Here is a 25,824-nt window from a genome sequence, read left to right as displayed (position 1 = left end):
TCAATAAAGCCAGATAAATTGCATGGTTATAATGCGACGTCTTTTTACTGTCTCCCGTGTTACGGGGAAGGAAAATCATGTCGCTAATCACCGATTTACCCGCCATTTTTAATCAATTCTCCGACGCCCGTCAGAAAGGTTTTCTCACCGTAATGGATCTTAAAGAGCAGGGTATCCCGCTCGTTGGGACCTATTGCACCTTTATGCCGCAGGAGATAGCGATGGCGGCAGGCGCGGTCGTCGTTTCGCTATGCTCAACCTCTGATGAAACGATTGAAGAGGCCGAAAAAGATCTGCCACGAAACCTGTGTCCACTGATCAAAAGCAGCTACGGGTTTGGTAAAACGGATAAATGTCCGTACTTCTACTTCTCTGACTTGGTGGTGGGCGAAACGACCTGCGATGGTAAAAAGAAGATGTACGAGTACATGGCTGAATTTAAAGCGGTACATGTGATGCAACTGCCCAACAGCGCCAGTGATGCGGCTTCGCGGGCGCTGTGGAAAGCCGAGATCCTGCGTTTGCAGCAGGTAATCGAAGCCCGTTTTGGCACCCCGATAACCGAAGCCGCGCTACGTGAAGCCGTCATTCTCAAAAACCAGGAACGTCGTGCACTGGCAAACTTCTACCGCGTTGGTCAGCTCAACCCACCCGCACTCAGCGGCAGTGACATTCTGAAAGTCGTCTACGGTGCAACCTTCCGCTTTGATAAAGCAGTACTGATCGACGAGCTTAATAGCATGGCCGAGCGGGTACATCAGGAATGGCAGGCCGGGAAACGTCTGGCGTCACGTCCACGCATACTGATAACCGGCTGCCCCATCGGCGGCGCGGCAGAAAAAGTGGTTCGTGCCATTGAAGAAAACGGCGGTTGGGTGGTGGGTTATGAAAACTGTACCGGTGCGAAAGCCACTGAACAGTGCGTGGAGGAAACTGGCGACGTCTACGACGCGCTGACCGATAAATACCTCGCCATCGGCTGCTCATGTATTTCCCCTAACGATCAACGTCTGAAAATGCTCAGCCAAATGGTTGAAGAGTACCAGGCTGACGGCGTCGTCGATGTCATTTTACAGGCTTGCCACACTTACGCCGTTGAATCACTGGCCATTAAACGCCACGCCCGCCAGCAGCACAACATTCCCTATATCGCTATTGAAACCGACTACTCCAGCGCGGATATCGGCCAACTTAGCACTCGTGTCGCCGCGTTCATTGAAATGTTGTGAGGAACAGGGATGACATACTCAATAGGGATCGATTCCGGCTCCACGGCGACTAAAGGTATTTTGTTGGAAAGGAACGTCATCAGACGTCGCTTCCTCTGCCCAACACCTTTTCGCCCTGCCGAAGCGATCGCGCAGGCATGGGAAACGCTGCAAGCGGGGCTGAACGATAGACCATTTTTAACCCTCACTGGCTACGGACGGCAGCTCGTGGATTATGCCGACAAACAGGTCACTGAAATTTCCTGCCACGGGCTGGGGGCGCGCTTGCTGGCTCCCGGCACCCGCACAGTGATTGATATCGGCGGTCAGGACAGTAAAGTCATCCAGTTAGATGATGATGGCAACCTCAGCGATTTCTTGATGAACGACAAATGTGCGGCAGGGACCGGACGATTTCTGGAAGTCATCTCACGCACGCTCGGCGCCAGCGTAGAGCAGCTAGATGCGATTACCGCTGGCGTCGAACCACATGCCATCACCAGCATGTGTACGGTTTTTGCCGAGTCAGAGGTTATCAGCCTGCGCTCTGCGGGTGTCGCGCCGGAGGCCATTTTAGCAGGTGTGATCAACGCGATGGCCCGACGCAGCGCGAATTTCATCGGACGGCTTTCAGGGCAGGCTCCACTGTTATTTACCGGGGGAGTAAGCCACTGTCACGCCTTTGCTCGTATGCTTGAAGGCCACATTGGCATTCCCGTACACACGCATCCCGACGCGCAGTTTGCTGGGGCGATTGGGGCCGCGTTAATTGGTCAGCGTCAGGGGAAACGTGAGTGAAGGAAACACTGTTCTTGTTTCATACTACCCTCGGCGTCATCAAAACGCGTAAAGCGCTACAGGCTGCGGGTATGTGCTTTCGGGTGGCAGATATTCCCCGCGAGCTACGCGGTGGCTGCGGGCTGTGCATTTACATCGACTGTGTTGCTGGCAAGGAGGATGAGTGGATAATTCCGGGTCATACCGAATCTATCTACCGTCTTGAAAACGGAGACTGGCGCTGCCTTGCCACTTTTCCTCCTTCCTGAACGAGCCAGGGGACTTAGTTTTATTTTACTTTTCATTATCATTTACGCATGTAATATAACAATTATCAGCTAACAGCGCGAAATGAGAGTCCGTATGTCCCAGGGAAGCCCAGATTCAAATCGTCATGCCATCAGCGTCGCGCTTTTTGGCATGCTGGTCTTAACGCTGGGTATGGGAATTGGGCGCTTTCTGTATACGCCAATGCTCCCGGTGCTGCTGTCGGAAGGTCAATTTACGTTTGACCAACTCTCCTGGATTGCCAGCGCCAACTACGCCGGGTATCTGGCGGGAAGCCTGCTCTTCTCCTTCGGGCTCTTTCATCTTCCCTCACGCTTACGCCCGATGTTGCTAACGTCCGCACTCGCTACCGCAGGGCTGATTCTGGCGATGGCCAGCTTTACGCAGCCCGCGCTGGTGATGCTGATCCGCTTTCTGGCGGGCGTCGCCAGTGCCGGTATGATGATCTTTGGCTCAATGATCGTTCTGCATCATACCCGGCACCCCTTCGTGATCGCGGCGTTGTTCTCCGGCGTTGGTGCAGGCATTTTGCTGGGCAATGAATATGTCATTATCGGTCTGCATTTTGCGCTTTCATCGCACACGCTCTGGCTGGGCGCAGCGGCAGCCTCGGCTCTGTTCTTCGTGCTACTGGTTATACTCCTGCCATCTCGCGACCACATGCTCCCCGCTGCGGCCCCGGTAAAAACAGAGTATCAGCCTATGTCCTGGTGGCTGCTGGCGCTACTGTACGGGCTGGCCGGATTTGGCTACATCATTGTCGCCACCTACCTGCCGCTGATGGCGAAAAGTGCCGGTTCGCCGCTGTTGACTGCCCATCTCTGGTCGCTGGTCGGCATATCGATAATTCCGGGGTGTTTCGCCTGGCTGTGGGCCGCCCGACGCTGGGGTGTATTGCAATGCCTGACGGCGAATTTGCTGATTCAAAGCGCCTGCGTGGTCATGACGCTCGCCAGCGGCTCCTTGCCGCTGCTGGTGATAAGCAGCATGGGGTTTGGCGCAACGTTTATGGGAACCACTTCACTGGTGATGCCGCTTGCCCGACAACTTAGCGTACCGCGCAATATTAATCTGCTGGGCCTGGTCACTCTGACTTACGGCATTGGGCAAATACTTGGTCCGCTATTAACCAGCCTGCTGGGAAGCGGCGCACAGGCGATCGTTAACGCCACGGTGTGCGGCGCGGTCGCGTTGTTTATTGCGGCAATTATCAGCCTCACGCAATTATACAAACAGCGTTTCGCCTCGCCCAAAAGGGTATAACCGGCTAACGTCTAAAGAAGATATATTCGGATTAGTCCGCAATTAAATGTCAGCATTTAATAAACCGCAAATAATCGGCAATTACCCGTCAGACAATTTATAATTCCCGGCAGTTCATTTATAAACTCAATTTAAAATGCGTAAAAATGGACATATTAATTCAACATCAACACCATCTTCGGGAAAGGCACATGTCGTGGTTTAAAAAAATACTACTGGGGTTAATTATTTTGGCGGGTTTAATTGGCACGCTAAAGGATTATAAAGACTTTGGCCTGTTTGGCGCACTGGGATTGTTTATTATCTTCCTGTTATCAACAACATTCTTATGGCAATGGGCCTCTGGCAAGTTACCGGAGATAACAAAGTTACATGCCATATTTATTTTACTGGCCAGCGCGGTAGCCTCTATTTTTGTTATCAATATGGCCATTGCCGGAAATTTGCATGTAGATTTAATGGAAGTCATGCGCGTTACCATTACCCATAATCCACTTTTTTATCTGATCCTCTGCGTGGTCTCATGGGTAAAAGTGGGCATCTGGCAATGGCTGTTTCACGGTGTACAGATGAAAGAGAGCCAGCCGGTTTAAACACCGCAGAGGTAAAAAAGGCGTCTTAAACAAGACGCCTTTTTCATAGCAGAACAACAAACTTAGAACTGATAGGTCAGACCCGCAACAACCTGGTTGTCACCGTCTTTGCCATCGAGCAGGTTAATTTTATAACCCACATCAGCAACCATGTTTTTGTTGAAGTAGTAGTCTGTACCCAGCGCTACGTATTCGGTCAGGTCATTATTGTTGTTGTCACGCGCGTGGACGTAAGCCACGTTCGGACGCAGACCGAAATCAAACACATAGGCCGCCATCGCTTCAAAGTGCTCAGCTTTGTCCGCATCCTGAATCAGGTTGTGGGACTCGCCGTACATGGTCGCTACGTAAATAGCGTTCGCATCATATTTCAGGCCAGCGCCCCAGAACTCTGCGTTTTCGCCATCCCAGCCATTTTTTTTCTGCTGAGCAGTCACCGCGCTGGTTGTGTAGGCCGCAATGGCAGATACGCCAGAATCTGCAATATTGTCATAGCCCAGCGAGAAGCCGTAGCCGTTGCCGTGCTGTTTGGTCGGATCCGTATTGGTATCGTCCTGCCCCTGATATTGCGCACCAACGTTCAGACCATCAACGGCACCAAACAGATTTTTGGTACGGAGTGTTGCAACGCCAGAAGTGCGTGTAGTAAGGAAGCGGTCAGTATTTTCAAAGGAGTCACCGCCGAACTCTGAAAGAGTGTCAGTGTAAGCTCCCACGTCGTAAGCGATACCGTAGTTACGACCGTAGTCAAAACTAACGTCATGGCCGTAATCCAGGCCAGCAAACGCCAGACGTGTGTTAACGCCATTCTGAGAACCTTCTGCTTTAGAGGCATCAAACTGACTTTCAAATTGGCCATAACCGGTCAGTTGATCGTTGATTTGTGTCTCACCGCGAAAACCCAGACGCGCGTAGGTACCATCGGCATCGGTGCCGTCAGTCCATGAATGGACCGCTTTTACTTTGCCGTACAGATCCAGTTTGTTGCCATCTTTATTATAAATTTCCGCTGCATGAACGGAGGTTACCCCTAATGCCATTACAGCTAATGCCACTACTGTCTTTTTCATGTTGTTACTCACTTTTAATTGTGAATTTTGCTATCAACTTTGTTATGAAGGCGGAATGCCCACATAAAAAAGTCCCCTCCAGATAAGGGGAAACACCAATAACACACCAAAAAAATATACCAATAAAGGCAATAATGAAGTGGCAAGATATATTTCAACTTTGGGTTTTAAATAAAACCCGAACAGAGAGTAATTACTTAGGTTCTTCGTTTGTGCTCTCATTAATAGAGCGATGCAACATTAATGCCTCGGCAATAATGTCTTGTTTACTTTTACGGGTTTCAAATGCCAGTGTCCGAACATATTCCCATAGAGAAGTATCGACACGGGCACTTAATAGAACCATATCTTTTGATCGGGTTCCCCTGGCTTTTCGGATATCAGGGTAATCTCGAGAGGGCATAGTCATCTCCTGAACGCAAACACGCTTATGGCGATGAAATATGCAGTCAGTGTAAAAACATGTCAACGGCAAAATACAGTCACAATAGTAATAAAACTGTTAATAAAGAACAAAAAACTGGAACGTTATTTCAAATGAAAGATAACTTGATTATAGAATAATGTGTAATGTTAGCTTTACATATATCCGTTTTTATTCATATGATTAAAAAGCCACGAATCACTCACGTTAATAATGATACGCAATCAAAACATCACTACAGACAATGAGTTACATGCCGTTATTAATGCCTACTTTTACGCAAATCACCTGTTTTTATGCGCTGTTATGCCTGGCGGCCCTGCACTATCTGCAGCGGAAATCACTTTGATTCTCACTTAATACAGACCTGTATTGTCTAAAAATAAGCACAAAAAGGTAAAAATAAGGTAAATAGCTCATTTTTTCGCAAGCAAAAATAAGTTGTTTTTAATTGATGAAAATCAATTTACATCACACAGGAGCGGCGAAAAAAATGATCATTGAAGACTATGGAAACCATTTTTTACATGAGGTTTAAGACGTGAAAAGAAAGGTTGTTATGCAATACCGAGCGGGCCGCAACAGCCCGCGTGAGAGGTGGTAAAATCAAGCGTTAACTTTATCCAGCGGCCAGGAGTCAAACAGATAGCCATCGAAGTCGATGTCATCAACATTTGAAAACTCCAGCAGGCGCTGTTTGACGTTTTCCAGATGCTGCCACATCGCCAGCTTGGCCGCGCGAGCATCCTTTTTGATTAACGCCGCCAGGATCTGCTTGTGGTCACCCATCCACTCTTTACGATAGTGGGTATCATCGAGATGGCTATGAAGCTGGATCCACATCGGGTTGTTCTCGCGCCACTGCCATGACTGGCGGAACAGCTCCACCAGCATGCTGTTATGCGTGGCCTCGGCGATAGCGAGATGGAACTGCATGTCACCGCTTTCAGAACCGTTGGGTTCGCTGGAGGCCAGCTCCCGCTCTTCCAGCTGCAACGCCTGGCGCATTTTGACGATATCTTCGCGGGTGGCCTGCAGCGCGGCAAATTCGGCGATGTTGCTTTCCAGCAGCTGTCGCGCCTGTAGCAGCTCAAACGGGCCTGCATCATTGCAATGATTCACATCCGAACTGTCGATAGTCTGAGCTTCTGCATTGTCGAGCACATAGATCCCGGCGCCACGACGCACGTCCACCAGACCTTTAATTTCCAGCATGATTAACGCTTCGCGCACCACCGTGCGAGTGACATTGAGCCTCTCGGCGATTTCACGCTCCGGAGGTAAGCGCTCACCAGGCAGGTACGGCGTCTGGACAATCAGATCGCGGATCATTGCACCCACTTCCTGGTAGGGTCTTTGCTGAGAAGTGTTTGATTTCATCGTGTTATGTCCGTCAGATGCGTCAATTCAGAATCCGGAGGCTGGATGACTGCGCACACCTTATCCGGCCTACCAATAACGTTTTTTTCGCCTGAACTATAGCATTTGCGGGAAGCCAAAAACAGAAAACGGGTCAACCAAATTAGTATTTTGATTGACCCGTCATACCTGGGAGGTTATGCGTCAGCGCTTAACGCTGCAACGCACTCGCGTGCGCCGTGTTCACACAACTGTTGATACTCCGCGATAATCGTTTCCACAAAATCGGCGTTTTCCGCCAGATCGTGACCAAAAATGCCGCTTAACCCCAGCAGCGCCGTCACCCGTTCGGCTCCCTGGAACTGTTGGTTAATGCGCTGGAATTCGGCCTGCATTGGGTCGACAACATCAATGACTTGCCCCTGTTCATCCACACCGTGGGTGTAGCGCATCCAGCCCGCGATGCCCAGTGCCAGATGACGCCAGCCGCTGCCGTTTTGCAGATGCAGACGCACCGGATCCAGCAGACGCTGTGGCAGTTTCTGGCTGCCGTCCATCGCAATCTGCCAGGTACGGTGGCGCAGAGACGGGTTGCTGAAACGCTCGATCAGCAGCGTCGCGTAGGCGTTGAGATCGGTACCTTCCGGCATCGACAGCGTTGGCGCTTGCTCCTGCATCATCAGTGCAAACGCCGCTTTGCGGTACGCTGGATTGGTCATGGTGTCAGCGATGGTTTCATAACCGCCAAGATAGCCCAGATAAGCGAGGAAAGAGTGGCTACCGTTGAGCATGCGCAGTTTCATCATTTCAAACGGTACTACGTCGGCAACAAACTGTGCGCCGACTTTGTCCCAGTCAGGACGACCGTTAACAAAGTTGTCTTCAATCACCCACTGGCGGAACGGTTCGCAGGCGATAGCGCACGGATCGTAAACGCCCAACTGGTCGGCAATCTCCTGCAACGTTTCTGGCGTTGCCGCCGGAACAATGCGGTCTACCATGGTACACGGGAAAGTGGCGTTTGCTTCAATCCACTGCGCCAGCTGCGGGTCACGCGCCTGCGCCAGGCCCAGCACCGCGACTTTCGCCACATGCCCATTTTCACGCACGTTATCGCAGGACATCACGGTAAAGGCCGCCAGTCCCTGCTCACGACGCAGATGCAGCGCCTGTACGATGTAACCAATCGCCGACTTCGGCGCGGCCGGATTTGCCAGATCGTGTTTAATCAGTGGGTTATTGAGATCTAACTGACCGCTGGCGGCATCGGTGCAGTAGCCTTTTTCCGTGACCGTCAGCGAGACAATTGCCGTCTGCGGGCGCGCCATGGCCTGTAAAATACCATCACAGCCATCAAGCTCCAGGTGCAGGGCTTCTTTCATTGAGCCAATCACTTTCAGCACGGTATTGTCCGCGCCTTTTTCCGCCACGGTATACAGCAATTGTTGCTTGCGCAGGTTTTCAATCAGTATGCAGTCATTACCCGGCATCAGGTTAACTTCACAGATACCCCAGTCGCTGTCGGTGGTTTCCAGCAGATGGTGGGTGTACAGCGCCTGATGCGCGCGGTGAAAAGCGCCGCATCCCAGGTGAACAATGCGGGATTGCAGACGAGAGCTGTCCCATGCGGGGCGTGCAACCGGCAGGTTGCTATTGGCAATTGTCGTTGTCATCGTGAACTCCAGATCCCGTCGGAAAGACCAACGGAGAGAAAAGAAAAAAGCCGGCCAGACAGGCGACCGGCAACACTGCTTTAGCGGCTAAAGAAAGCGCGCTGGATAGCCATCTCAACGCCACGTACTTCCGCCAGGCCTTTCAGGCGACCAATCGCGGAGTAACCTGGGTTGGTTTTCTTTTTCAGGTCGTCAAGCATCTGGTGACCGTGGTCCGGGCGCATAGGAATCAGATCCTCTTTGCCCTCGGCTTTACGGCGCTGTTCTTCCTCAACGATCGCTTTCACCACTTCGTACATGTCGACGTCGCCGTTAAGATGCGCCGCTTCATGGAAAGTTTTCGGGTTATCTTCACGCAGCGTGGAGCGCAAATGGGTGAAGTAAATGCGCGGGCCAAACTGTTTGATCATGTCGACCAGGTCGTTATCCGCACGAACGCCGTAGGAGCCGGTACACATGGTGAAACCGTTCGCCATGCTGTTGACCGTATCGACCATCCACTGCATGTCTTCCACGGTGGAAACAATGCGTGGCAGGCCAAGGATTGGGCGCGGCGGATCGTCCGGGTGTACCGCCATGCGCACACCGACCTCTTCTGCTACAGGAATAATCGCCTTCAGGAAGACGGCAAAATTCTCACGCAGCGCAGCTTTATCGATATCCTTATAGCGTTCAAGATGCTGGCGGAACTGGTCGAGCGTGTAGCCCTCTTCCGCGCCCGGCAAACCGGCGATGATATTGCGGGTCAGACGTGCTTTGTCTTCTTCGCTCATGGTGGTGAAGCGTTCATGCGCCTGCGCAATCTCTTCGGCGGTGTAGTCCGCTTCCGCGCCCGGGCGTTTGAGGATATGCAGCTCAAAGGCGGCAAATTCAATTTGATCGAAACGCAGCGCTTTGGAGCCGTCCGGCAGGACGTATTCCAGGTCGGTACGGGTCCAGTCGAGAACCGGCATAAAGTTGTAGCACACGGTACGAATGCCGCACTCGGCCAGGTTACGCAGGCTTTGCTGGTAGTTGGCAATCCACTGCTGATAGTTGCCGGAACGGGTTTTAATGTCTTCGTGGATCGGTACGCTTTCGACGACCGACCATACCAGGCCCGCCTGCTCAATAATGGCTTTGCGTTTTAGGATCTCATCAACCGTCCACACTTCCCCGTTCGGGATATGGTGCAAGGCGGTAACAACGCCCGTTGCACCCGCCTGACGTACATCCGCTAAGGTGACCGGATCGTTAGGACCATACCAGCGCCATGTCTGTTCCATGTTTTATTCCTCATTTACGTTATGGACTCGACGATATGGCACATAAATTCCTCCTTTTGGTATTACATGTCAACCTGAAGCGCTAAATTGGTTAACCAAATCACGATACCTGCTGATTAGATCGCCTTTTTACGTCCAGACAACCCAGTATTAATGTAAACATGTAACGCAATGTGACATCCATCGCATCATAGGTTGACCAATATATGTAACATCTCAACCAAAACCATAATAGTTCAACCAAAGTAAGGTAGACGTTATATGCACGTTCTCAATATTCTGTGGGTTGTATTCGGCATCGGCCTGATGCTGGTGCTCAATTTAAGATTCAAAATAAACTCGATGGTCGCCCTGCTGCTGGCGGCACTCTCGGTCGGTATGCTGGCGGGAATGGATTTAATGGAACTGCTGCATACCATGAAATCCGGCTTTGGCAGCACGCTGGGTGAGCTGGCGATTATCGTGGTATTCGGGGCAGTCATCGGTAAGCTGATGGTTGACTCCGGGGCGGCGCATCAGATTGCCCATACGCTGCTGGCGCGACTCGGTCTACGTTACGTGCAGCTGTCGGTGATCATTATTGGTCTGATCTTCGGCCTGGCGATGTTCTATGAAGTGGCGTTTATTATGCTGGCACCGCTGGTGATCGTCATTGCCGCGGAAGCGAAGATCCCATTCCTCAAGCTGGCGATTCCTGCGGTTGCCGCCGCCACCACCGCTCACTCACTGTTCCCACCGCAGCCGGGTCCGGTCGCGCTGGTTAACGCCTACGGCGCTGACATGGGCATGGTCTACATCTACGGTATCCTGGTGACCATTCCGAGCGTGATCTGCGCCGGGCTTATTCTGCCGAAATTCCTCGGCAACCTCGATCGTCCAACGCCGTCATTCATGAAGGCCGACGTACCGGTTGACCAGAACAACCTGCCGTCCTTCGGAGTTTCTATCCTGGTGCCGCTGATCCCGGCGATCATCATGATCTCCACCACCATCGCCAACATCTGGCTGGTGAAAGGGACGCAGGCGTGGGAAGTGGTCAACTTCTTAGGCTCCTCGCCGATTGCAATGTTTATCGCCATGGTTGTCGCCTTCGTGCTGTTTGGTACCGCGCGCGGTCATGACATGCAGTGGGTAATGAACGCCTTTGAAAACGCGGTGAAAAGCATCGCCATGGTGATCCTGATCATCGGCGCGGGCGGCGTACTGAAGCAAACCATTATCGATACCGGCATCGGCGATACCATCGGCATGCTGATGTCGCACGGTAATATTTCTCCCTACATCATGGCGTGGTTGATAACCGTGCTGATTCGTCTGGCAACGGGTCAGGGCGTGGTCTCAGCCATGACGGCCGCGGGGATTATTAGCGCAGCAATCCTCGACCCGGCAACCGGTCAACTGGTGGGCGTCGACCCGGCGTTGCTGGTACTGGCAACAGCGGCGGGTTCCAACACACTGACCCATATCAACGATGCTTCGTTCTGGCTGTTCAAAGGCTACTTTGACCTGTCGGTGAAGGATACGCTGAAAACCTGGGGTCTGCTGGAGCTGGTAAACTCCGTGGTTGGCCTGATTATCGTGTTGATCATCAGCATGATTGCATAACGTCGATACCGCTCTGGCCTATAGCGCCAGAGCGGTTTTCCATCCTGCCTCAACAATCCTCAATAATCAGATACACCGCCTTCACCGGGCCATGTACCCCAACCACCTTGATAAGCTCAATATCCGCCGTCGAGCTGGGTCCACTGATGATATTAATGCACGATGGCATACGCTCACCGGCCTGTGCTTTCTGATGCAGTTTTTCTGCCAGCTGCGCCACGCGCGGCAGGATGGTGCTTTTACGCAGCACGAAAATCGAGGACTCCGGCAACAGGCTCAGGGAACGCCCGCGCTCCGGTGCGGAAAACAGCACCACGCCGCCGGACTCGGTCAGGCCATATTCGGCATACACTACGCCGACTTTCGCCTGCTCGGCCTGGGTAATATTTTCGCTACCACGCGCCGGATCCCAGACCACGGCGTTGCATTCCTGCTGCAAGCGTTCGGTGATACCCAGCTCCACCAGCCGGCTGTCGCCGCTCAGCACCACCGGCTGCTGACCCAATTCTTCGCACAGGCGCAGCGCCGCGTCTGCGGCCTGGTCCTCGCGAGTCAGCTCGCAGCGAGCCAGCATCACTTCGCTGGCGAACTGGATGAACGCATCGCAGCGCTGCTCGGGGCTAAGCTCGGTCAGGCGCTCGTTGGCATAGTTGTTAACCGGCGCGGCATCCGCTTGCGGTTCGAAACGCAGCGGGCGACCCAGCGCCTGGGCGATGGTGTTTAAAAACGCGGTACGGTTATCCATTCTTTTTCTCCTGCGCCTGATGTTTTTTAAACCAGCTACGGAAGCTCTCGCCGTCAGCATCAGGCAGGTCGCGCGCCTCCATCCAGTCACCAATCGCGCCAACCTTGAGCGGGGTTTTGCCGCCATTGATAAACCAGCTCGCCGCATGCGCGCCCGCCATCATCCCCACTTTCCACAGCCCCGGATGGCTATTGGCATAAGCGAACATTTTGATCGCCCGTCGCTCAGCTTTCGGCGTAATGCCCTCCTCGGCCATCACCCGGCGATGACGCAGGATCAGTTTTGACAACGGAATGCGCACCGGGCAGACGCTGTCACAGGCCGTGCATAAAGAACAGGCGTACGGCAGGTCTTTAAAATCTTTATAGCCGCCGAGCAGCGGAGAAATCACCGCGCCGATAGGTCCTGGATAGATAGAGCCATAGCCGTGTCCGCCGATGTGGCGGTATGCCGGACAGGTGTTCATACAGGCTCCGCAGCGGATGCAGCGCAGCACATCGCGAAACTCTGAGCCCAGCACCTGCGAGCGACCGTTATCGACAATCACCAGATGGAACTCTTCCGGTCCGTCAACGTTATCCGCCTCGCGCGGGCCGGTCAGCCAGGTGTTGTAGCCCGTCAGACGTGCGCCCACGGCGCTGCGCGCCAGCATGGTGATCAGCACATCCACCTCGGCAAAGGTCGGCGCGATACGCTCCATACCCATCACCGCAATGTGCGTTTTCGGCAGCGTGGTGCACATGCGCGCGTTGCCTTCGTTGGTCACCAGACACACCGAGCCGGTTTCCGCCACGGCAAAGTTACAGCCAGTAATACCGATTTCGGCACTGAGGAAATCCTCGCGGATCTTCTGACGAATGAACAAGGTCATAGCTTCCGGGGTTTCCGGACCGTCATACCCCAGACGTTCGTTCAGCACGCGTCGGATCTGATAGCGATCTTTATGAATAGCCGGAACCACGACGTGCGAAGGCGGATCCTGATCCAACTGCAGGATATATTCCCCGAGATCGGTTTCGATCACCTGGATTCCGGCATCCTGCAGCACATGATTGATGCCGATCTCTTCGGTCACCATCGACTTGGACTTCACCACCTTCTGCGCATTTTTACTCTGCGCGACCTGCAAAATGTAGCGAGTGGCGTCTTCTTTGGTTTTGGCGAAATAGACGTGTCCGCCGTTTTCCGTCACTTTCTCGGAGAGTTGGTACAGGTAAGCGTCGAGGTTGCTCAGAACGTGATCGCGGATCTGGCTGGCACGATCGCGCCAGTCTTCCCAGTGGCCTAACTCATCAACCATTTTTTGCCGATTTGCGCCGATACGCTCCTGCGCATTAGCCACGGCTTTGCGCATGATCGGATCTTCTATCTGCTGACGAATGCGCAGTTTAAATTCTACATCGCTGGTTTTTATCGACATCTCTTTCCCCTCAGCGGCTCATCAGCACTTCAGCAATATGCATCACTTTGACTGGCTGGCCTTCCCGTTGCAGTCGGCCGCCAATGTTCAGCAGGCAGCTGACGTCTGCGCCAATCAAATATTCCGGCTTTGCATCCATCAGATGTAAGACTTTCTCTTTCACCATTTCACCGGATATCTCGGCCATCTTGACCGAGAACGTCCCGCCAAAGCCGCAGCAGGTATCCTGATCGGCAAACGTCAACAGCTCCAGTCCGCGCACGTTTTTCAGCAGCGTAAGCGGCTCTTCCTTCACCCCCAGTTTGCGGGTCAAGCTACAGGAAGGATGATACACAGCGCGGCCCTGCAGGCTGGCGCCAACGTCCACCACGCCCAGTTTGTTGACGATAAAGGAGGTGAGATCCTGCATACGCGCGGAAACTTTCTCAGCACGTAGCGCCCATTCCGGTTCATCGGCCAGATACGTCGGGTAGCTTTTTACCGCGTAGGTGCAGGAGCCCGCAGGGGAGATAATCGGATCGTCGTTGTCTTCCAGCGCGGCGATCAGGTTTTTCATCCCAGGGATCGCCTCTTTGATGTAACCGCTGTTGATGGCTGGCTGACCGCAACACCCTTGCTTCTCGGGGAAATTCACGCGACAACCCAGTTTTTCCAGCAGCAATACGGAGTCTCGTGCCATCCGTGATTTCAGTGCGTCACCAATGCAGGTAACAAAGAAATTTACATTCACAATAACTACTCCATTGCTTCATTTCTGTTTATTGCGCTTGATATCGCGATATCAAACAAATGTTCATTCATATTTCATGCCCAGTTTTTCTGTTTACTGGTTTTACCAATGCCTGGGTTCATAGTGTTGGTCGGATCATTCTCCTGATAAAAACGCGCCAAATTTTCCGGCGCTTTATACAGATGACCGACATTGTGTTCCGCCGGATATTGCGCTCCGCGTTGGCGCAGTAATTCCAGCATCTGTTCTTTTAACGCGTGGGCATCTACGCCTTTTTTAACGATATAATCCTGATGGAAGACATAGCACATAAAATGACCGTAATAGAGTTTATGCACCAACTGACTATCAATTTCTGCCGGTAAATGCTCATACCATTCGGTATCATTACGGCGTAATGCAATATCCAGCGCGAGAATATCCTCAACCTCATCGGAATGAACGGCCTGATAACGAATGGCAGCGCCCGCAGCGGCAAAACGATGCAGAAACGCCTTACTGCCCTCTTCCGCGGTACAGGTAAAGAACGCGCCCTCGGCCGATTTAAAATAGTCCGTTAACCATGCCTGGGCTTCGGCCACACCATCGCCTGACATTTTCAGCATTAGATGGTGTTCATAGTTATCGCGCCAGGTCTTCATCCGCGCCGGGAGATGGCTCGGGAACAGATGGCTAAAAGCCTGCATAGCGCGGTCGGTAAAGTGCGGACGAAAAATCTTCACCTTCTCAAGTATGGCCTCGGTACGCCCCTTCAGGTTGAAGAAGAACGGCATTTTGTCCGTACCAAGTTTGTCGATCATCAGGAAGGTATCTTTGCTGTATTTCTCTGCAATATCATAGATATCGCGGTGCATATACTCCCCAGCTACCGGCAGGTTTGTAAAATTCGCCAGGATGTGGCGGCGAATCTCGGTCAGGACATCAGTCTGATTGGTACCGATATAAAAGACCTGCTGGTTCTTCTCGGCTTCAAAGGTATCCAGACGTACGGCAAACACCGCTAACTTGCCCGCGCAGCCAGAGGATTCAAACAAGCGATCCGGGTCAGCGTTGTAACGTGCTGGCGTGTCGGCATTGATGTCCCGCACGCGGCTAACATAGTCGTGATCGTGCGCGTGACGCCCGTCATGGTTGACGAGCGCGGCTTCAATCGCATTGTTATCCAGCCGGGCAAGGATTTGCTCTGGCGTCTGACCTAGCTCAATGCCAAGGTGATTGACCAGTTGCAAGCGTCCCTGTTCATCAATGCGGGCAAACAGCGACATCTCGGTGTAAGCCGGGCCTCGCTGGACCAGAGAACCGCCCGAGTTATTACAGATACCGCCGATAACCGACGCGCCGATGCACGAAGAGCCGATCACCGAATGCGGCTCACGGCCAAACGGCTTCAGCGCCTTTTCCAGCGAGTACAGCGTGGTGCCAGGATAAGCCAGCACCTGCTTGCCCTCATCCAGCACATGCAGACTGTCCAGCCGCAGCGTGCTGATAATGACGATCTCGCGGTCGTAGTCATTACCATTTGGCGTCGAACCCTCGGTCAGGCCTGTGTTCGACGCCTGCATCAGGATTATTTTATCGGCCTCAACGCAGGCGCTGAGGACTTTCCAGAGTTCAAGCAAAGAGCCGGGGATAACCACCGCCAGAGCATCACCCTGACCCGAGCGGAATCCCTTACGGTAACGCGCAGTTTTTGACGGTTCAGTGAGGATATGAGCAGGGCCAACCAATTGGGTAAGAGTCGTCAAAAAGGTCTTATTATCAGTATGTTTCATGGAGGGCGGCTCTCCGCTCCTTATATCAGGGCCAGTGAAAATGGCTATAAGTTCATTTGTATGACAAAACAGAATATTCCCTCAATCAATATCCACATGCAATACCCCATTTTATTTCTTTCGGTACCGCTCACATTTTTTTAATGAAATTATCACCGCCATATAATTCATACCTCGCCCTTTGAGGGGATGCCAAAACACTTATTTCATTTATTGCAAAGATCATCCCATACCTATTAATGATTAACTCTAATGGGTGTTGTAATATTTAGTGGCTATTCATATTTAATAAAAAAATAACATTATTTATACAATTATTAACCTTTATAACTTTATTTCACTGAAGCGATTCAGTTTGCATTTTTTATTTTATTATTCAGGTAGCTTCCTTCCCCCTAAATATAGTTCAGTCTAAAAAAGTAAATCGGGAATTGTAATGCACGAATATTTAATGTTTGCTCTGGCACTCTCTCCTTTGCTGCTGATGGTATTTTTAATACTGAAATTAAAAATGCCCATCCATTATTCCGTACTGATCTCTTTGGTATTCACCGCTGCACTATCGGCAATATTCTGGGAAATGCCCGTACAAAATCTGAAAGCCGCGATAGGGTATGGCGCACTGAAGGGACTATGGCCGATCGTGATTGTGATCCTCGGCGCTATTTTCAGTTATAACGTCATGCAGGCGACCAAAGCGCTGGATATTTTGCGCGATATTCTCGCCAGTATTAGCGAAGATAAGCGTATTCAGGTGCTGCTGATTTCATGGTGTTTTGGTGGATTTCTTGAAGCCGCAGCGGGCTATGGCACGGCGGTCGCTATTCCGATCGGCATTCTCATTGCGCTGGGATTCAACCCGTTAAAGGCGGCGATTGCCTCTCTCGTGGCAAATACAGTTCCTACCGCATTCGGCGCGGTCGGGATCCCGGTTTCTATTCTGGCTGAACAGGTTAATCTGCCGGTTTATACCTTAGGCGGAACCATTATTTTGCAGCTCGCGTTGTTTAATATCCTGCTGCCGTTTGTGATTGTCTGCATTATTGGCGGTGGCCTGAAAGCCATTCGCGGCGTATTTCTGATCACGTTGATTTGCGGCATTTCCACGCTGGTTCCGCAATATTTTGTCGCCATCCATCTTGGCGCGGAATTACCCGCCTTTGCCGGTAGCCTGGTCAGCCTGTTTGCCGTGGCGATGGTCAGTCGCCTGCGCAAAGGGAAAACCGATCCCGAGTGGCGCATTGAGGTCAGCCATACCCGCGAAACCACGCCGCGCTCGGCAAAAGTGTTGTTCCGCGTGGGCTCTATCTATCTGTTTATTTTTGTGTTTATCCTGCTGTGTTCGCCGCTGTTCCCGACAATAAAAGGTGCGGCGTCCCAACTGGCTTCTGTGCTGCATTTCACGTTGGCTGACGGCAAAACGATGGCACTGAAAGTTGAATGGGTGACCACACCAGGGATGCTGATTATCTTTGCGACCATTATCGGCGGTTTTATTCAGGGAGCGTCCGCACGCGGGATGCTGGAAGTATTTATCAAAACGATTTTCCAGCTTAAAAACTCTATCGTGGCAATTATGGCGATCGTCGCGCTGGCCACGGTGATGGATCTCAGCGGGATTATCTCCACGCTGGCGCAGTCGATTGTCGATCTGACCGGCAGCTCGTACGTCTTCCTCGCCCCGGTGATTGGCGCGCTGGGCACGTTCGTTACCGGCAGCGATACCAACTCGAACATTCTGTTCGGCAAGCTGCAAACCATAGCTGCCAGCAAGTTACATATCGATCCCAACTGGCTGGCGGCGGCCAATACCTCTGGCGCTACGGGGGGCAAAATGATTTCGCCGCAAAGCATCGCCATCGCGGTTTCTGCCACCAAAATGGACGGTCAGGCCAATCAGATCATGTCTGGCACCATGAAATACTGCTGTGCCTACATTGTGATCCTTGGCCTGAAAGTCGGTCTCTTTTATTACTGGTTTATGGCGTAAGCCATTGTCAACCCCGTCAAATTCGCGGCAATCGTATTTGACGACACAGTGACCAAAAAGGTTTACACCACCCCAGAAACGGAACAAGGCGACAGGCTTTACGATTTGTCGGCGCTGACTAAAATAGCGCCGATGTTTCAAATCGAGGATTGTTGTTATGTTGTTCTGGAAAAAGATGGTGAAGAAGTTCGACGCCTTTTCCGCGTTGATTCCACCACGCTACTTCCGCGTGTAATACCTGGCACTTATGCCTGATGGCGCTTCGCTTATCAGGCCTACATTTCACACTCATTTGTAGGCCTGCGTTTCACGCTCATTTATAGGCCGGATAAGGCGCGAGCCGCATCCGGCAGCAACAGCAGCGTAAAATGCTCACCCCTTTCTCTTACGCAGACCGCATGCTCTTAACACCGCCACCCACAGACGAAGCCACGCAAAACGGTAGACCAGCGGATGCTGAAGCCGCAGCAATGTCAGAAACATAAAGCCTCCCTGCGGCGCTACAGTACCGCTGCCCGATAGCGAATTTGCGGATCCATTATCTGGTGACGCGCATCTATCAGCCGCAGTTCATACGAATCATGCTCTTTTGTCAGTCGCATCACCGCATCGACGACACTGGTGGTCCGCTCCAGCGCCTGCTTATCCTCATAACCATTGAGCAGTGAGGCCAGCATCACGCTGCAAATCAGATCCCCAACGCCCACCGGCATTTTGGCAAAGGTATACAGCGGCCGGGCAATGTGTAACGTCTGTTCCGGTGTCACCAGCAGCATTTCAAACGCCTGCTTATCACGCGAGCAGTCGCCGAGATGTTTCACCAGCACCTTCTTCACGCCCCACGCTACCAGCTGCTGCGCCGCTTCCACCACCTCGTCAAAACTACGCAGTTGTCTGCCCGTCAGCACGCCCAGTTCATAGAGATTCGGCCCCATTATGTCGGCCAGTTGAATGGCATCATCGACAAAAAAGGACTCTACGCCCTGCGCGACAATGCAGCCTTTTTGCGGATCGCCCATCACCGGATCGCAAAAGTAGAGTGCCTGCGGATTACGCTGGCGAATGGTGGTGACCGCGTGCTTCACCTCTTCGCAATGGCGTTTATCCCCGAGATACCCGGACAATACAGCATCGCATTGCGCCAGCTTTTGCAGGTCGTCCAGCCCGCTGATGATGGCACTCAGCTCGCCGTGCGGCATCGCCATGCCCTGCCACATCCCGTACTGGGTGTGGTTGGAAAACTGTACGGTGTAAAACGGCCAGACATCGATCCCCGAAAGCTGCATCGGCAGCACAGCGGCTTTATTTCCGGCATAGCCATAAACGACTGACGACTGAACAGACAACACGTTTTTCATTTTGACTCCGTCTAACGAAACGTTGGCAGCAGACCAAATACGTCCAGAACAACCGTCAGATAGACAACCGCCCCACAGACAATCACCAGGTTAAGTACGGTGTTATTACAGGGCGCGGTATAGCTGGCGGTCGGGAAACGTTTCCGCGCGGCTTTCACCAGGAACGGCGGCAGGATCACGCTCCAGATGGTAAAGGCCAGACCGGCGTAGCCAATCGCGTGCACAAAACCGTTCGGGAAGAAGAAGCACACGGCGGCTGGCGGAAAGTAGGTCACCAGCGCGGTTTTCAGGCGGCCCATGCCGTCATCCGGGAAGTGAAACAGGTCGGCGATATAATCGAACAAGCCAAGCGTCGCCGCCAGCAGAGAACTGGCTACTGCGAAGTTGCCGAAGAAGGTCAGGATCAGATCCATATAGCGGCTGGTGAACAGCTCGCTGATGGCCTCGACAAACACATCGATATTGCCGCCTTTGGCGATAATTGGCGGGAACGCGGAACGGCTGATGTTACCCATCGTGACGCCCAGCCAGAAGATATACAGCAGCAGGGCAAACAGCGTACCGATGATAATCGAACGCGTGATATTCGGGACCCCACTCTTGCCATACAGCTTGACCAGGCTCGGCACGTTACCGTGAAAACCAAACGAGATAATACAGAACGGCAGCGTCATCAGAATGTAAGGCAGGTACTGTGAGTTGGGCAGCGCCACCGCCACGCTGTCGACAAGTTTCGCCACCTCAATATGACCAACCAGCCCAGAGAAAGTAGCAAAGAACGCAATAAACTTACCGATAATCAACACGGTAGTGATACGTCCGACCAGCAAGGAGCTATACCAGGCAATCGCGCCGACTAGCATACTGACGATCACCACCGAGATATTCGCCGGAAAGCGCACGCCGCTGTATTTGAACACGGTTTGCGCCATCACCGCTGACGATCCGGAAATATAGGCATAGGTCAGAATATACAGCACAAAGCCGAAAGCGATACCGACTACGATATTCCACTTACGGCCTAATAAATCCTGAGTAAAGGTATTAAAACTGGCACCGGCACCATAATGCAGATTAACTTCAACCAGCATCAGACCGGTTAATAACATCATGATGGCGATAAACAGAAGAATAACAGACGCACCGGGGAACCATACGCCGGCCATCGCAATCGGCAGGGAGAACATCCCGCCACCTACTACGGTCGCGATAACCAACATGGTTCCGCTAATCAGTCCGGGGGTACTACTCTGTCGCTCAATGGCATTAATATCCATGATAAATGTTCCTGTAGACTATTCGTTATAATTACAGCTGTCATTTGTACATCATGCGGATAATAAAAATGTCGGAGTCAGGGTTTACTTTTTTTAGTTATGTCACGGTAACGGGCACCGCAAAGGCTTCCTGTTCATGGAAAAGGAATACAAAAAAGCCCCATCACGTGATGGGGCCATAACTATTTTTTAGATGTAATCAAAGCGTGCAGTAAAGAAACGCAACTGCTTCGGCTCGTAAATAAACTTCAGCCCGCGAATATCTTCTTTGTGCTGGTAAAGTTTAATAATACCGTCAGCCACGACATCCATATGTGCGTAGGTATAAACACGGCGTGGAATAGTCAGACGCACGGTTTCCAGTTTCGGTCTGTGGTGTTCACCGGTCACGTTATTACGGCCCGCAGAGATAATTCCGCGCTCCATACTGCGCACGCCGGTTTCCACATAGATGCTGGCGGCCAGACTTTGTGCCGGGAACTCATCCTGCGTGAGGTGCTCGCAGAAGCGACGCGCATCGAGGAATACCGCGTGACCACCTACCGGTTCAACAATCGGTACGCCAGCGGCTTTCAGCTTATCGCCCAGGTAGCGAACCTGCTTCACGCGGTGCTCGATGTACTCGTACTGCATGGCTTCGCGCAGGCCAATCGCCATGGCTTCCATGTCGCGTCCGGCCAGGCCGCCGTAGGATGGCATACCTTCGTAAACCACGACTAACTCTTTGGCAGAAGAGAACATTTCGTCATCGTTCATGCACAGGAAGCCGCCGATGTTCACCAGACAGTCTTTTTTACCACTCATGGTACAACCGTCGGCGTAGCTGAACATCTCATGCACGATCTCGGCGATGCTTTTGTTCTCAAATCCCTGCTCTTGCTCTTTGATAAAGTAGGCGTTTTCTACGCAGCGGGTAGCATCGTAGAACACTTTAATGCCGTGCGCTGCCGTCAGTTCACGCACCGCACGCATGTTCGCCATGGAGACCGGCTGCCCGCCTGCGAGGTTAACCGTCACCGCCAGGCAGATATACGCAATATTCTCTGCGCCTTTTTCATCAATCAGTTTTTGTAATTTTTTAAGATCGATATCACCTTTAAACGCAATATTCAGACCGGCATCGTGCGCTTCGTCACGAACGATATCGACAAACACCGCACCATTTTTTTCCTGGTGATAACGAGTGGTAGTGAAATACATATTCCCGGCAACATATTGCCCCGGTTTAATAGCCAGCTGCGATAACAGGTTTTCTGCGCCACGCCCCTGGTGAGTCGGAACAATATGTTTAAAGCCGAACAGTTCCTGCACGGTTCTTTCCAGATGATAGAAGTTTTCGCTGCCCGCGTAAGCTTCATCACCCATCATCATTCCGGCCCACTGCTTGTCGCTCATTGCGTTGGTGCCACTGTCGGTCAGCAGGTCAATATAAATATCTTTCGAATTTAACAGGAAAGTATTGTAACCCGCTTCCTGCATTTTCTTAAGGCGCTCATCACGCGGGATCATAGATACAGTTTCAACGCTTTTAATACGGAAGGGTTCTGCCGGATAATTCATTTTGTTTCTCCAGTAACAGTGGTCATGTACGTATTAATGTGAAGTAAATCATACCTGGTTCATCAATAATGTCTGATGAAATATAACTATTCGCCTCCTGAGCCAGGGGGAAAAATAATGTGGAGGCACTATGCAAGATTTGATTGATTATGGAAATAGCCCGGTCAACATTAATCACTGGCAATGATTTAAAAAGCTGTAAATGTGAGTGATGCAAATCACACGTCATTTTTTTACCCGTTCATATTCAACGAGTTTTTTTTGCGTGTTGATTTGCCCTTCACCGTTGCATGTCACTGGAGAGGGAAAATACTGAAAACTTAACTTTCCAGGCTGTTCTCATAATGTATTGCTCAATGAGTACACCCCAATTTGTGAGAGTCGGATCACTTCGCGGGTTTATATTTGTGATTCACATCACTAAAAGTGTAAAGCAAAGTGTACAATTAAGCGTTGTTTCAGAGTTTGCTATTTGCTTCAGTGAGTTAGATCGCATTTTTGGTCTGATGCCGACAGGCGTTGTTTTCTGGAGCGTGGGGATATTCAGGCGCGTGAAAGATAATGAATAAATACGATTAATAATACCGGATTTATTGGGATGAAGGCGTTTTCTATTTATTCCAAAAGCATGCTATTCGCGCTTATTTCATCTTATTTACATCTGGGCTTACCGAAGATCACAGGGGGAATTTACAGGGGTTTTATTAGCGCGATGCGAAGGTGCGCAAACACCTGCGTATCGCTAATCGCAGTAACTATTTATATAAACGTATAACAGGAGGGACATCATCCCTCCTGTTATCGCGAGAATGCCAATAATTATTTCACTAACGCGGATATATCCTTGAACAGCGAATGGGCTATTTCCACACCGTCACGAGTTGTACGCTTACGGGAATGATAGCGACGCTCGCCCGGCAAACGCGCCCCTTGCCGCTGCATATCGGCAAAGAGTCTCTCGGCACGTGCCAGATGCTGCGGAGCCTCCCGTCCCAGAAAACGGGCCGGGTCCAGGGCCAGAATCAGCTCGCCACCATAGGGCAACCCGCCAGCCCCCTTATCCCACGCCAGCGATTCCGCGCTGGTCATATCGCCGATGAGCGGTCCGGCAAGCAGTTCCACCATTGCCGCCAGTGCCGACCCTTTATGCCCGCCAAACGTCAACATCGCACCGTCGAGGATCGCCTGCGCGTCGGTGGTGGCCTGACCGTCACCGTCAATCCCCCACCCTTCCGGCACCGCTTTTCCCGCCCGTTGATGGAGTTGGATCTCTCCCCGTGCCGCCGCACTGGTGGCCATGTCGAAGATAAACGGGGATTTTTCTTCACGCGGCCAGCCAAATGCTATCGGGTTAGTGCCAAAAAGCGGCTGCGTCCCGCCTGCGGGAGCAACCCACGCATGGCTGGGCGTCGTCGCCAGCGCCACCAGCCCCGCCTCCGTGAGCGGCTCAACGTCGGCAAACAGCGCCGAAAAGTGCACACAGCGGTTAATCGCCAGGGCTGCAATACCGCTGTGGCGCGCCTTTTCTATCAGCAGTGGAAGCGCGCGCTCGAATGCCAGCAGGGAAAATGCCCCACCGGCGTCCACCTTCACAATGGCCGGCGCGGTATCGGTGATAACCGGCTCAGCGTCAGGTGACACCTTTCCTTTACGTCGCGTCTCCACAATCCCCAGCAACCGCCACAAACCATGCGAGGCACAGCCATCACGCTCACCGTGGGTCACGTTTGTCGCGATCGCCACGGCATGCGCTTCACTGAATCCGTTCCCGCGCAGCACCTTATATGCCAGCGCATAAGCCTCTGTTAACGAGAGGTTTACCATCTCCATGACCGACTCCTTTACTCTTCTTCATCACCAGTAAAGTTAGCCCGCGGCAGACAGGTTCGCTCACCCCAGTAGTAAATTCCCAGCGACATCACCGCTACCACCACCGTATCCCACGGATGACCAATCACCCCTGTGCCCCCAAAACTGCCCAGCCAGGAGAAGAGCATAATCAGTGCGTAGAAGGCGATAAGCCACAGAGACGACTTCACCTGCTGTGCCAGACTCACGGTGTGCACCGGCACTTTTGATTTGCAAAGTACATAGACGACAAACATCACAATCTGCAGTCCCAGCAGCCATGACAGCGTGCCCCAGCCAGACCAGAATACAATCAGCGCCGAAATCACAAACGACACCGGACCGATAATCCCAAAGGCTCGCACGCGGAATGGACGTGGCAAATCCGGTGCATTACGGCGTAGCCCCGCCGCCGTGACCGGGGCAATAGCGTAGCTCAGTACCAGCGCCGCCGACACCACGCTTATCAGCTGTTCCCATGACGGGAACGGCAATGTCCAGAAGATAGACAATGCAAAGGTCAGCCACAGCGCCGGACGCGGAATGCCAGACTCTTTATCGATGTGGGTAAACGTCTTAAAGAAGGTGCCTGCTTTGGCCCAGCCATAAATCACGCGCGGCGTGGCGTTCATGTAGATATTGCCGGTACCACTTGGGGAGACAATCGCGTCGCACACCACCATAAACGCCAGCCAGCCCATACCGAGCGTAATGGCGATATCCCGGTACGGCAGCGAGAATTGCTTGCTGATCTCCGCCCAGCCGCCACCCAGCATATCGGTCGGAATACTGCCAAGAAATGCCAACTGCAACAGCACGTAAATAATCGTCGACAGCACCACGGATAAAATCAGCGCCACCGGGATGGTACGCTGTGGATTCTTTACTTCACTCGCCACAGAAATAATTGGCGTCAACCCCAGGTAGGCGAAGATGATCCCACCGGCGCTAATCGCAGCCTCAACGCCCGACATACCAAAGGGTGCAATCCCCTGAACGTGCAGGTTCTCAGGTTTGAAAAAGGTAAATAGCGTCACAACGACCGCCAACGGCACCAAAAATTTCAGAATACTGATGATGTTATTGGAACGGGCAAACGTTTTAACGCTGTAGTAATTCAGCCCGAAGAACAAACACAGCAGCAAAAACTGCACTACCCATCCCAGCAACGTTGGGTCGCTTGAACCAGTTTGAGTCAGCATCGGGAACCATGCTGCCGCATACTGCCGTGCAGCAACAATCTCTATGGAGATGAGGCTTGAAAACGCAATCAGCGTAATAAATCCAAGCAGATACCCCATCAACTCACCGTGGGAAAAGACCGGATAACGGATAATCCCCCCGGCACGAGGCAGTGCCGCGCCCAGCTCACAATAGACAATCCCCAGCAGCAGAACGGCAATTCCGCCGATGACCCACGAGGCAATGCCCGCAGGTCCGGCAATCGATGCCACATGGCTTGCGGCAAACAGCCAGCCGGAACCGAAGATAGCCCCAAGCCCAATAAACGTCAGGTCGGTTAGCGTTAGCTGCTTTTTAAATTTACCCACCTCAGCAACGCGGGCCTGTGTTTGGTGCGTAGAGTGAATCGTCATGGTC

20 protein-coding genes are annotated in these 25,824 nt (G+C 52.2%); 7 read left to right on the top strand and 13 right to left on the bottom strand.

Annotated elements, in window-relative coordinates:
• Nucleotides 1-77: 77 nt before the first annotated feature.
• The 5 genes from OGY72_RS18725 (at nt 78) to OGY72_RS18705 (ending at nt 4,129) form a co-directional block, all read left to right on the top strand.
• The gene (locus OGY72_RS18725) at nt 78-1,229 is read left to right on the top strand and encodes a double-cubane-cluster-containing anaerobic reductase (protein ID WP_286548766.1); all 1,152 of its coding nucleotides are present in this window, start codon (nt 78-80) and stop codon (nt 1,227-1,229) included.
• A gap of 9 nt (nt 1,230-1,238) precedes the next feature.
• The gene (gene yjiL, locus OGY72_RS18720; RefSeq protein ID WP_003830076.1) at nt 1,239-2,006 is read left to right on the top strand and encodes a putative 2-hydroxyacyl-CoA dehydratase activator YjiL; all 768 of its coding nucleotides are present in this window, start codon (nt 1,239-1,241) and stop codon (nt 2,004-2,006) included.
• Entirely contained in the window at nt 2,003-2,254 is a 252-nt protein-coding gene (locus tag OGY72_RS18715) for a putative Se/S carrier protein (protein WP_003830079.1), read from the top strand. The genes yjiL and OGY72_RS18715 overlap by 4 nt, the downstream gene beginning before the upstream one ends.
• Before the next feature lie 94 nt (nt 2,255-2,348).
• Nucleotides 2,349-3,536, top strand: coding sequence for an MFS transporter (locus tag OGY72_RS18710; protein WP_286548762.1), 1,188 nt, complete (start codon nt 2,349-2,351; stop codon nt 3,534-3,536).
• A gap of 191 nt (nt 3,537-3,727) precedes the next feature.
• Nucleotides 3,728-4,129, top strand: a complete 402-nt coding sequence (locus tag OGY72_RS18705; RefSeq protein ID WP_286548760.1) for a hypothetical protein — start codon at nt 3,728-3,730, stop codon at nt 4,127-4,129.
• Between the two features lie 62 nt (nt 4,130-4,191).
• Here the strand turns inward: OGY72_RS18705 and OGY72_RS18700 are convergent, their stop codons facing one another.
• From OGY72_RS18700 to uxuA, 4 genes are all read right to left on the bottom strand, one after another.
• Nucleotides 4,192-5,199, bottom strand: a complete 1,008-nt coding sequence (locus OGY72_RS18700) for a porin (RefSeq protein ID WP_286548757.1) — start codon at nt 5,197-5,199, stop codon at nt 4,192-4,194.
• 1,030 nt (nt 5,200-6,229) lie between these two features.
• Nucleotides 6,230-7,003, bottom strand: a complete 774-nt coding sequence (uxuR, locus tag OGY72_RS18695) for a Uxu operon transcriptional regulator (protein WP_032934226.1) — start codon at nt 7,001-7,003, stop codon at nt 6,230-6,232.
• A 176-nt stretch (nt 7,004-7,179) separates the two neighbouring features.
• Nucleotides 7,180-8,655 carry a fructuronate reductase gene (locus tag OGY72_RS18690; protein ID WP_286548753.1) on the bottom strand — a complete coding sequence of 492 codons (1,476 nt, stop codon included), beginning with the start codon at nt 8,653-8,655 and terminating at the stop codon, nt 7,180-7,182.
• Between the two features lie 80 nt (nt 8,656-8,735).
• Nucleotides 8,736-9,920 carry a mannonate dehydratase gene (gene uxuA, locus OGY72_RS18685; protein WP_003830090.1) on the bottom strand — a complete coding sequence of 395 codons (1,185 nt, stop codon included), beginning with the start codon at nt 9,918-9,920 and terminating at the stop codon, nt 8,736-8,738.
• A gap of 261 nt (nt 9,921-10,181) precedes the next feature.
• On the opposite strand from uxuA, the gene gntP reads away from it, so the two are divergent.
• Entirely contained in the window at nt 10,182-11,525 is a 1,344-nt protein-coding gene (gene gntP / locus OGY72_RS18680; RefSeq protein WP_003033260.1) for a gluconate permease GntP, read from the top strand.
• Between the two features lie 49 nt (nt 11,526-11,574).
• On the opposite strand, the gene OGY72_RS18675 is transcribed toward gntP, so the two are convergent.
• The 4 genes from OGY72_RS18675 to dld all read right to left on the bottom strand — a co-directional run bounded on the left by OGY72_RS18675 (nt 11,575) and on the right by dld (nt 16,192).
• Nucleotides 11,575-12,270 (bottom strand): LutC/YkgG family protein, encoded by a 696-nt coding sequence (locus OGY72_RS18675; protein ID WP_286548746.1) that lies wholly within the window; start codon nt 12,268-12,270, stop codon nt 11,575-11,577.
• Complete coding sequence (locus OGY72_RS18670; protein WP_149281689.1) at nt 12,263-13,690, bottom strand: LutB/LldF family L-lactate oxidation iron-sulfur protein; 1,428 nt, start codon at nt 13,688-13,690, stop codon at nt 12,263-12,265. Before OGY72_RS18670 ends, OGY72_RS18675 begins: the two co-directional genes overlap by 8 nt.
• A 10-nt stretch (nt 13,691-13,700) precedes the next feature.
• Nucleotides 13,701-14,420, bottom strand: coding sequence for a (Fe-S)-binding protein (locus OGY72_RS18665; protein ID WP_001102107.1), 720 nt, complete (start codon nt 14,418-14,420; stop codon nt 13,701-13,703).
• 74 nt (nt 14,421-14,494) lie between these two features.
• Nucleotides 14,495-16,192, bottom strand: a complete 1,698-nt coding sequence (gene dld / locus OGY72_RS18660; RefSeq protein WP_126319389.1) for a D-lactate dehydrogenase — start codon at nt 16,190-16,192, stop codon at nt 14,495-14,497.
• 436 nt (nt 16,193-16,628) lie between these two features.
• Between dld and OGY72_RS18655 the strand changes: the two genes are divergently transcribed.
• Complete coding sequence (locus OGY72_RS18655; protein ID WP_079937197.1) at nt 16,629-18,182, top strand: L-lactate permease; 1,554 nt, start codon at nt 16,629-16,631, stop codon at nt 18,180-18,182.
• Nucleotides 18,183-18,682: 500 nt separating this feature from the next.
• Here the strand turns inward: OGY72_RS18655 and pdxY are convergent, their stop codons facing one another.
• The 5 genes from pdxY to OGY72_RS18630 all read right to left on the bottom strand — a co-directional run bounded on the left by pdxY (nt 18,683) and on the right by OGY72_RS18630 (nt 25,820).
• Nucleotides 18,683-19,540: a pyridoxal kinase PdxY gene (gene pdxY, locus OGY72_RS18650; protein ID WP_286548736.1), complete on the bottom strand. Its 858-nt coding sequence runs from the start codon at nt 19,538-19,540 to the stop codon at nt 18,683-18,685.
• Between the two features lie 11 nt (nt 19,541-19,551).
• Entirely contained in the window at nt 19,552-20,817 is a 1,266-nt protein-coding gene (locus tag OGY72_RS18645) for an aromatic amino acid transporter (protein WP_003830097.1), read from the bottom strand.
• Nucleotides 20,818-21,006: 189 nt separating this feature from the next.
• Nucleotides 21,007-22,377, bottom strand: a complete 1,371-nt coding sequence (locus OGY72_RS18640; protein ID WP_016155590.1) for a tyrosine phenol-lyase — start codon at nt 22,375-22,377, stop codon at nt 21,007-21,009.
• Nucleotides 22,378-23,196: 819 nt separating this feature from the next.
• Nucleotides 23,197-24,207, bottom strand: coding sequence for an Ldh family oxidoreductase (locus OGY72_RS18635; RefSeq protein ID WP_286548732.1), 1,011 nt, complete (start codon nt 24,205-24,207; stop codon nt 23,197-23,199).
• An 11-nt stretch (nt 24,208-24,218) separates the two neighbouring features.
• Nucleotides 24,219-25,820: an APC family permease gene (locus tag OGY72_RS18630; RefSeq protein WP_048227169.1), complete on the bottom strand. Its 1,602-nt coding sequence runs from the start codon at nt 25,818-25,820 to the stop codon at nt 24,219-24,221.
• Between the last annotated feature and the right edge of the window lie 4 nt (nt 25,821-25,824).

The organism is Citrobacter sp. Cpo221 (assembly GCF_030332345.1).
GTDB lineage: Bacteria > Pseudomonadota > Gammaproteobacteria > Enterobacterales > Enterobacteriaceae > Citrobacter > Citrobacter portucalensis.
Note: the sequence above shows the minus strand (reverse complement) of the source record. Positions and strands in the feature narration are given on the sequence as shown.

Bases quoted from the DNA above. Each gene is read 5' to 3' on its own strand.
- OGY72_RS18725 (WP_286548766.1), top strand. From the start codon at position 78: ATGTCGCTAATCACCGATTTACCCGCCATTTTTAATCAATTCTCCGAC.
- yjiL (WP_003830076.1), top strand. From the start codon at position 1,239: ATGACATACTCAATAGGGATCGATTCCGGCTCCACGGCGACTAAAGGT.
- OGY72_RS18710 (WP_286548762.1), top strand. From the start codon at position 2,349: ATGTCCCAGGGAAGCCCAGATTCAAATCGTCATGCCATCAGCGTCGCG.
- OGY72_RS18705 (WP_286548760.1), top strand. From the start codon at position 3,728: ATGTCGTGGTTTAAAAAAATACTACTGGGGTTAATTATTTTGGCGGGT.
- OGY72_RS18700 (WP_286548757.1), bottom strand. From the start codon at position 5,199: ATGAAAAAGACAGTAGTGGCATTAGCTGTAATGGCATTAGGGGTAACC.
- uxuR (WP_032934226.1), bottom strand. From the start codon at position 7,003: ATGAAATCAAACACTTCTCAGCAAAGACCCTACCAGGAAGTGGGTGCA.
- OGY72_RS18690 (WP_286548753.1), bottom strand. From the start codon at position 8,655: ATGACAACGACAATTGCCAATAGCAACCTGCCGGTTGCACGCCCCGCA.
- uxuA (WP_003830090.1), bottom strand. From the start codon at position 9,920: ATGGAACAGACATGGCGCTGGTATGGTCCTAACGATCCGGTCACCTTA.
- gntP (WP_003033260.1), top strand. From the start codon at position 10,182: ATGCACGTTCTCAATATTCTGTGGGTTGTATTCGGCATCGGCCTGATG.
- OGY72_RS18675 (WP_286548746.1), bottom strand. From the start codon at position 12,270: ATGGATAACCGTACCGCGTTTTTAAACACCATCGCCCAGGCGCTGGGT.
- OGY72_RS18670 (WP_149281689.1), bottom strand. From the start codon at position 13,690: ATGTCGATAAAAACCAGCGATGTAGAATTTAAACTGCGCATTCGTCAG.
- dld (WP_126319389.1), bottom strand. From the start codon at position 16,192: ATGAAACATACTGATAATAAGACCTTTTTGACGACTCTTACCCAATTG.
- OGY72_RS18655 (WP_079937197.1), top strand. From the start codon at position 16,629: ATGCACGAATATTTAATGTTTGCTCTGGCACTCTCTCCTTTGCTGCTG.
- pdxY (WP_286548736.1), bottom strand. From the start codon at position 19,540: ATGAAAAACGTGTTGTCTGTTCAGTCGTCAGTCGTTTATGGCTATGCC.
- OGY72_RS18645 (WP_003830097.1), bottom strand. From the start codon at position 20,817: ATGGATATTAATGCCATTGAGCGACAGAGTAGTACCCCCGGACTGATT.
- OGY72_RS18640 (WP_016155590.1), bottom strand. From the start codon at position 22,377: ATGAATTATCCGGCAGAACCCTTCCGTATTAAAAGCGTTGAAACTGTA.
- OGY72_RS18635 (WP_286548732.1), bottom strand. From the start codon at position 24,207: ATGGAGATGGTAAACCTCTCGTTAACAGAGGCTTATGCGCTGGCATAT.
- OGY72_RS18630 (WP_048227169.1), bottom strand. From the start codon at position 25,820: ATGACGATTCACTCTACGCACCAAACACAGGCCCGCGTTGCTGAGGTG.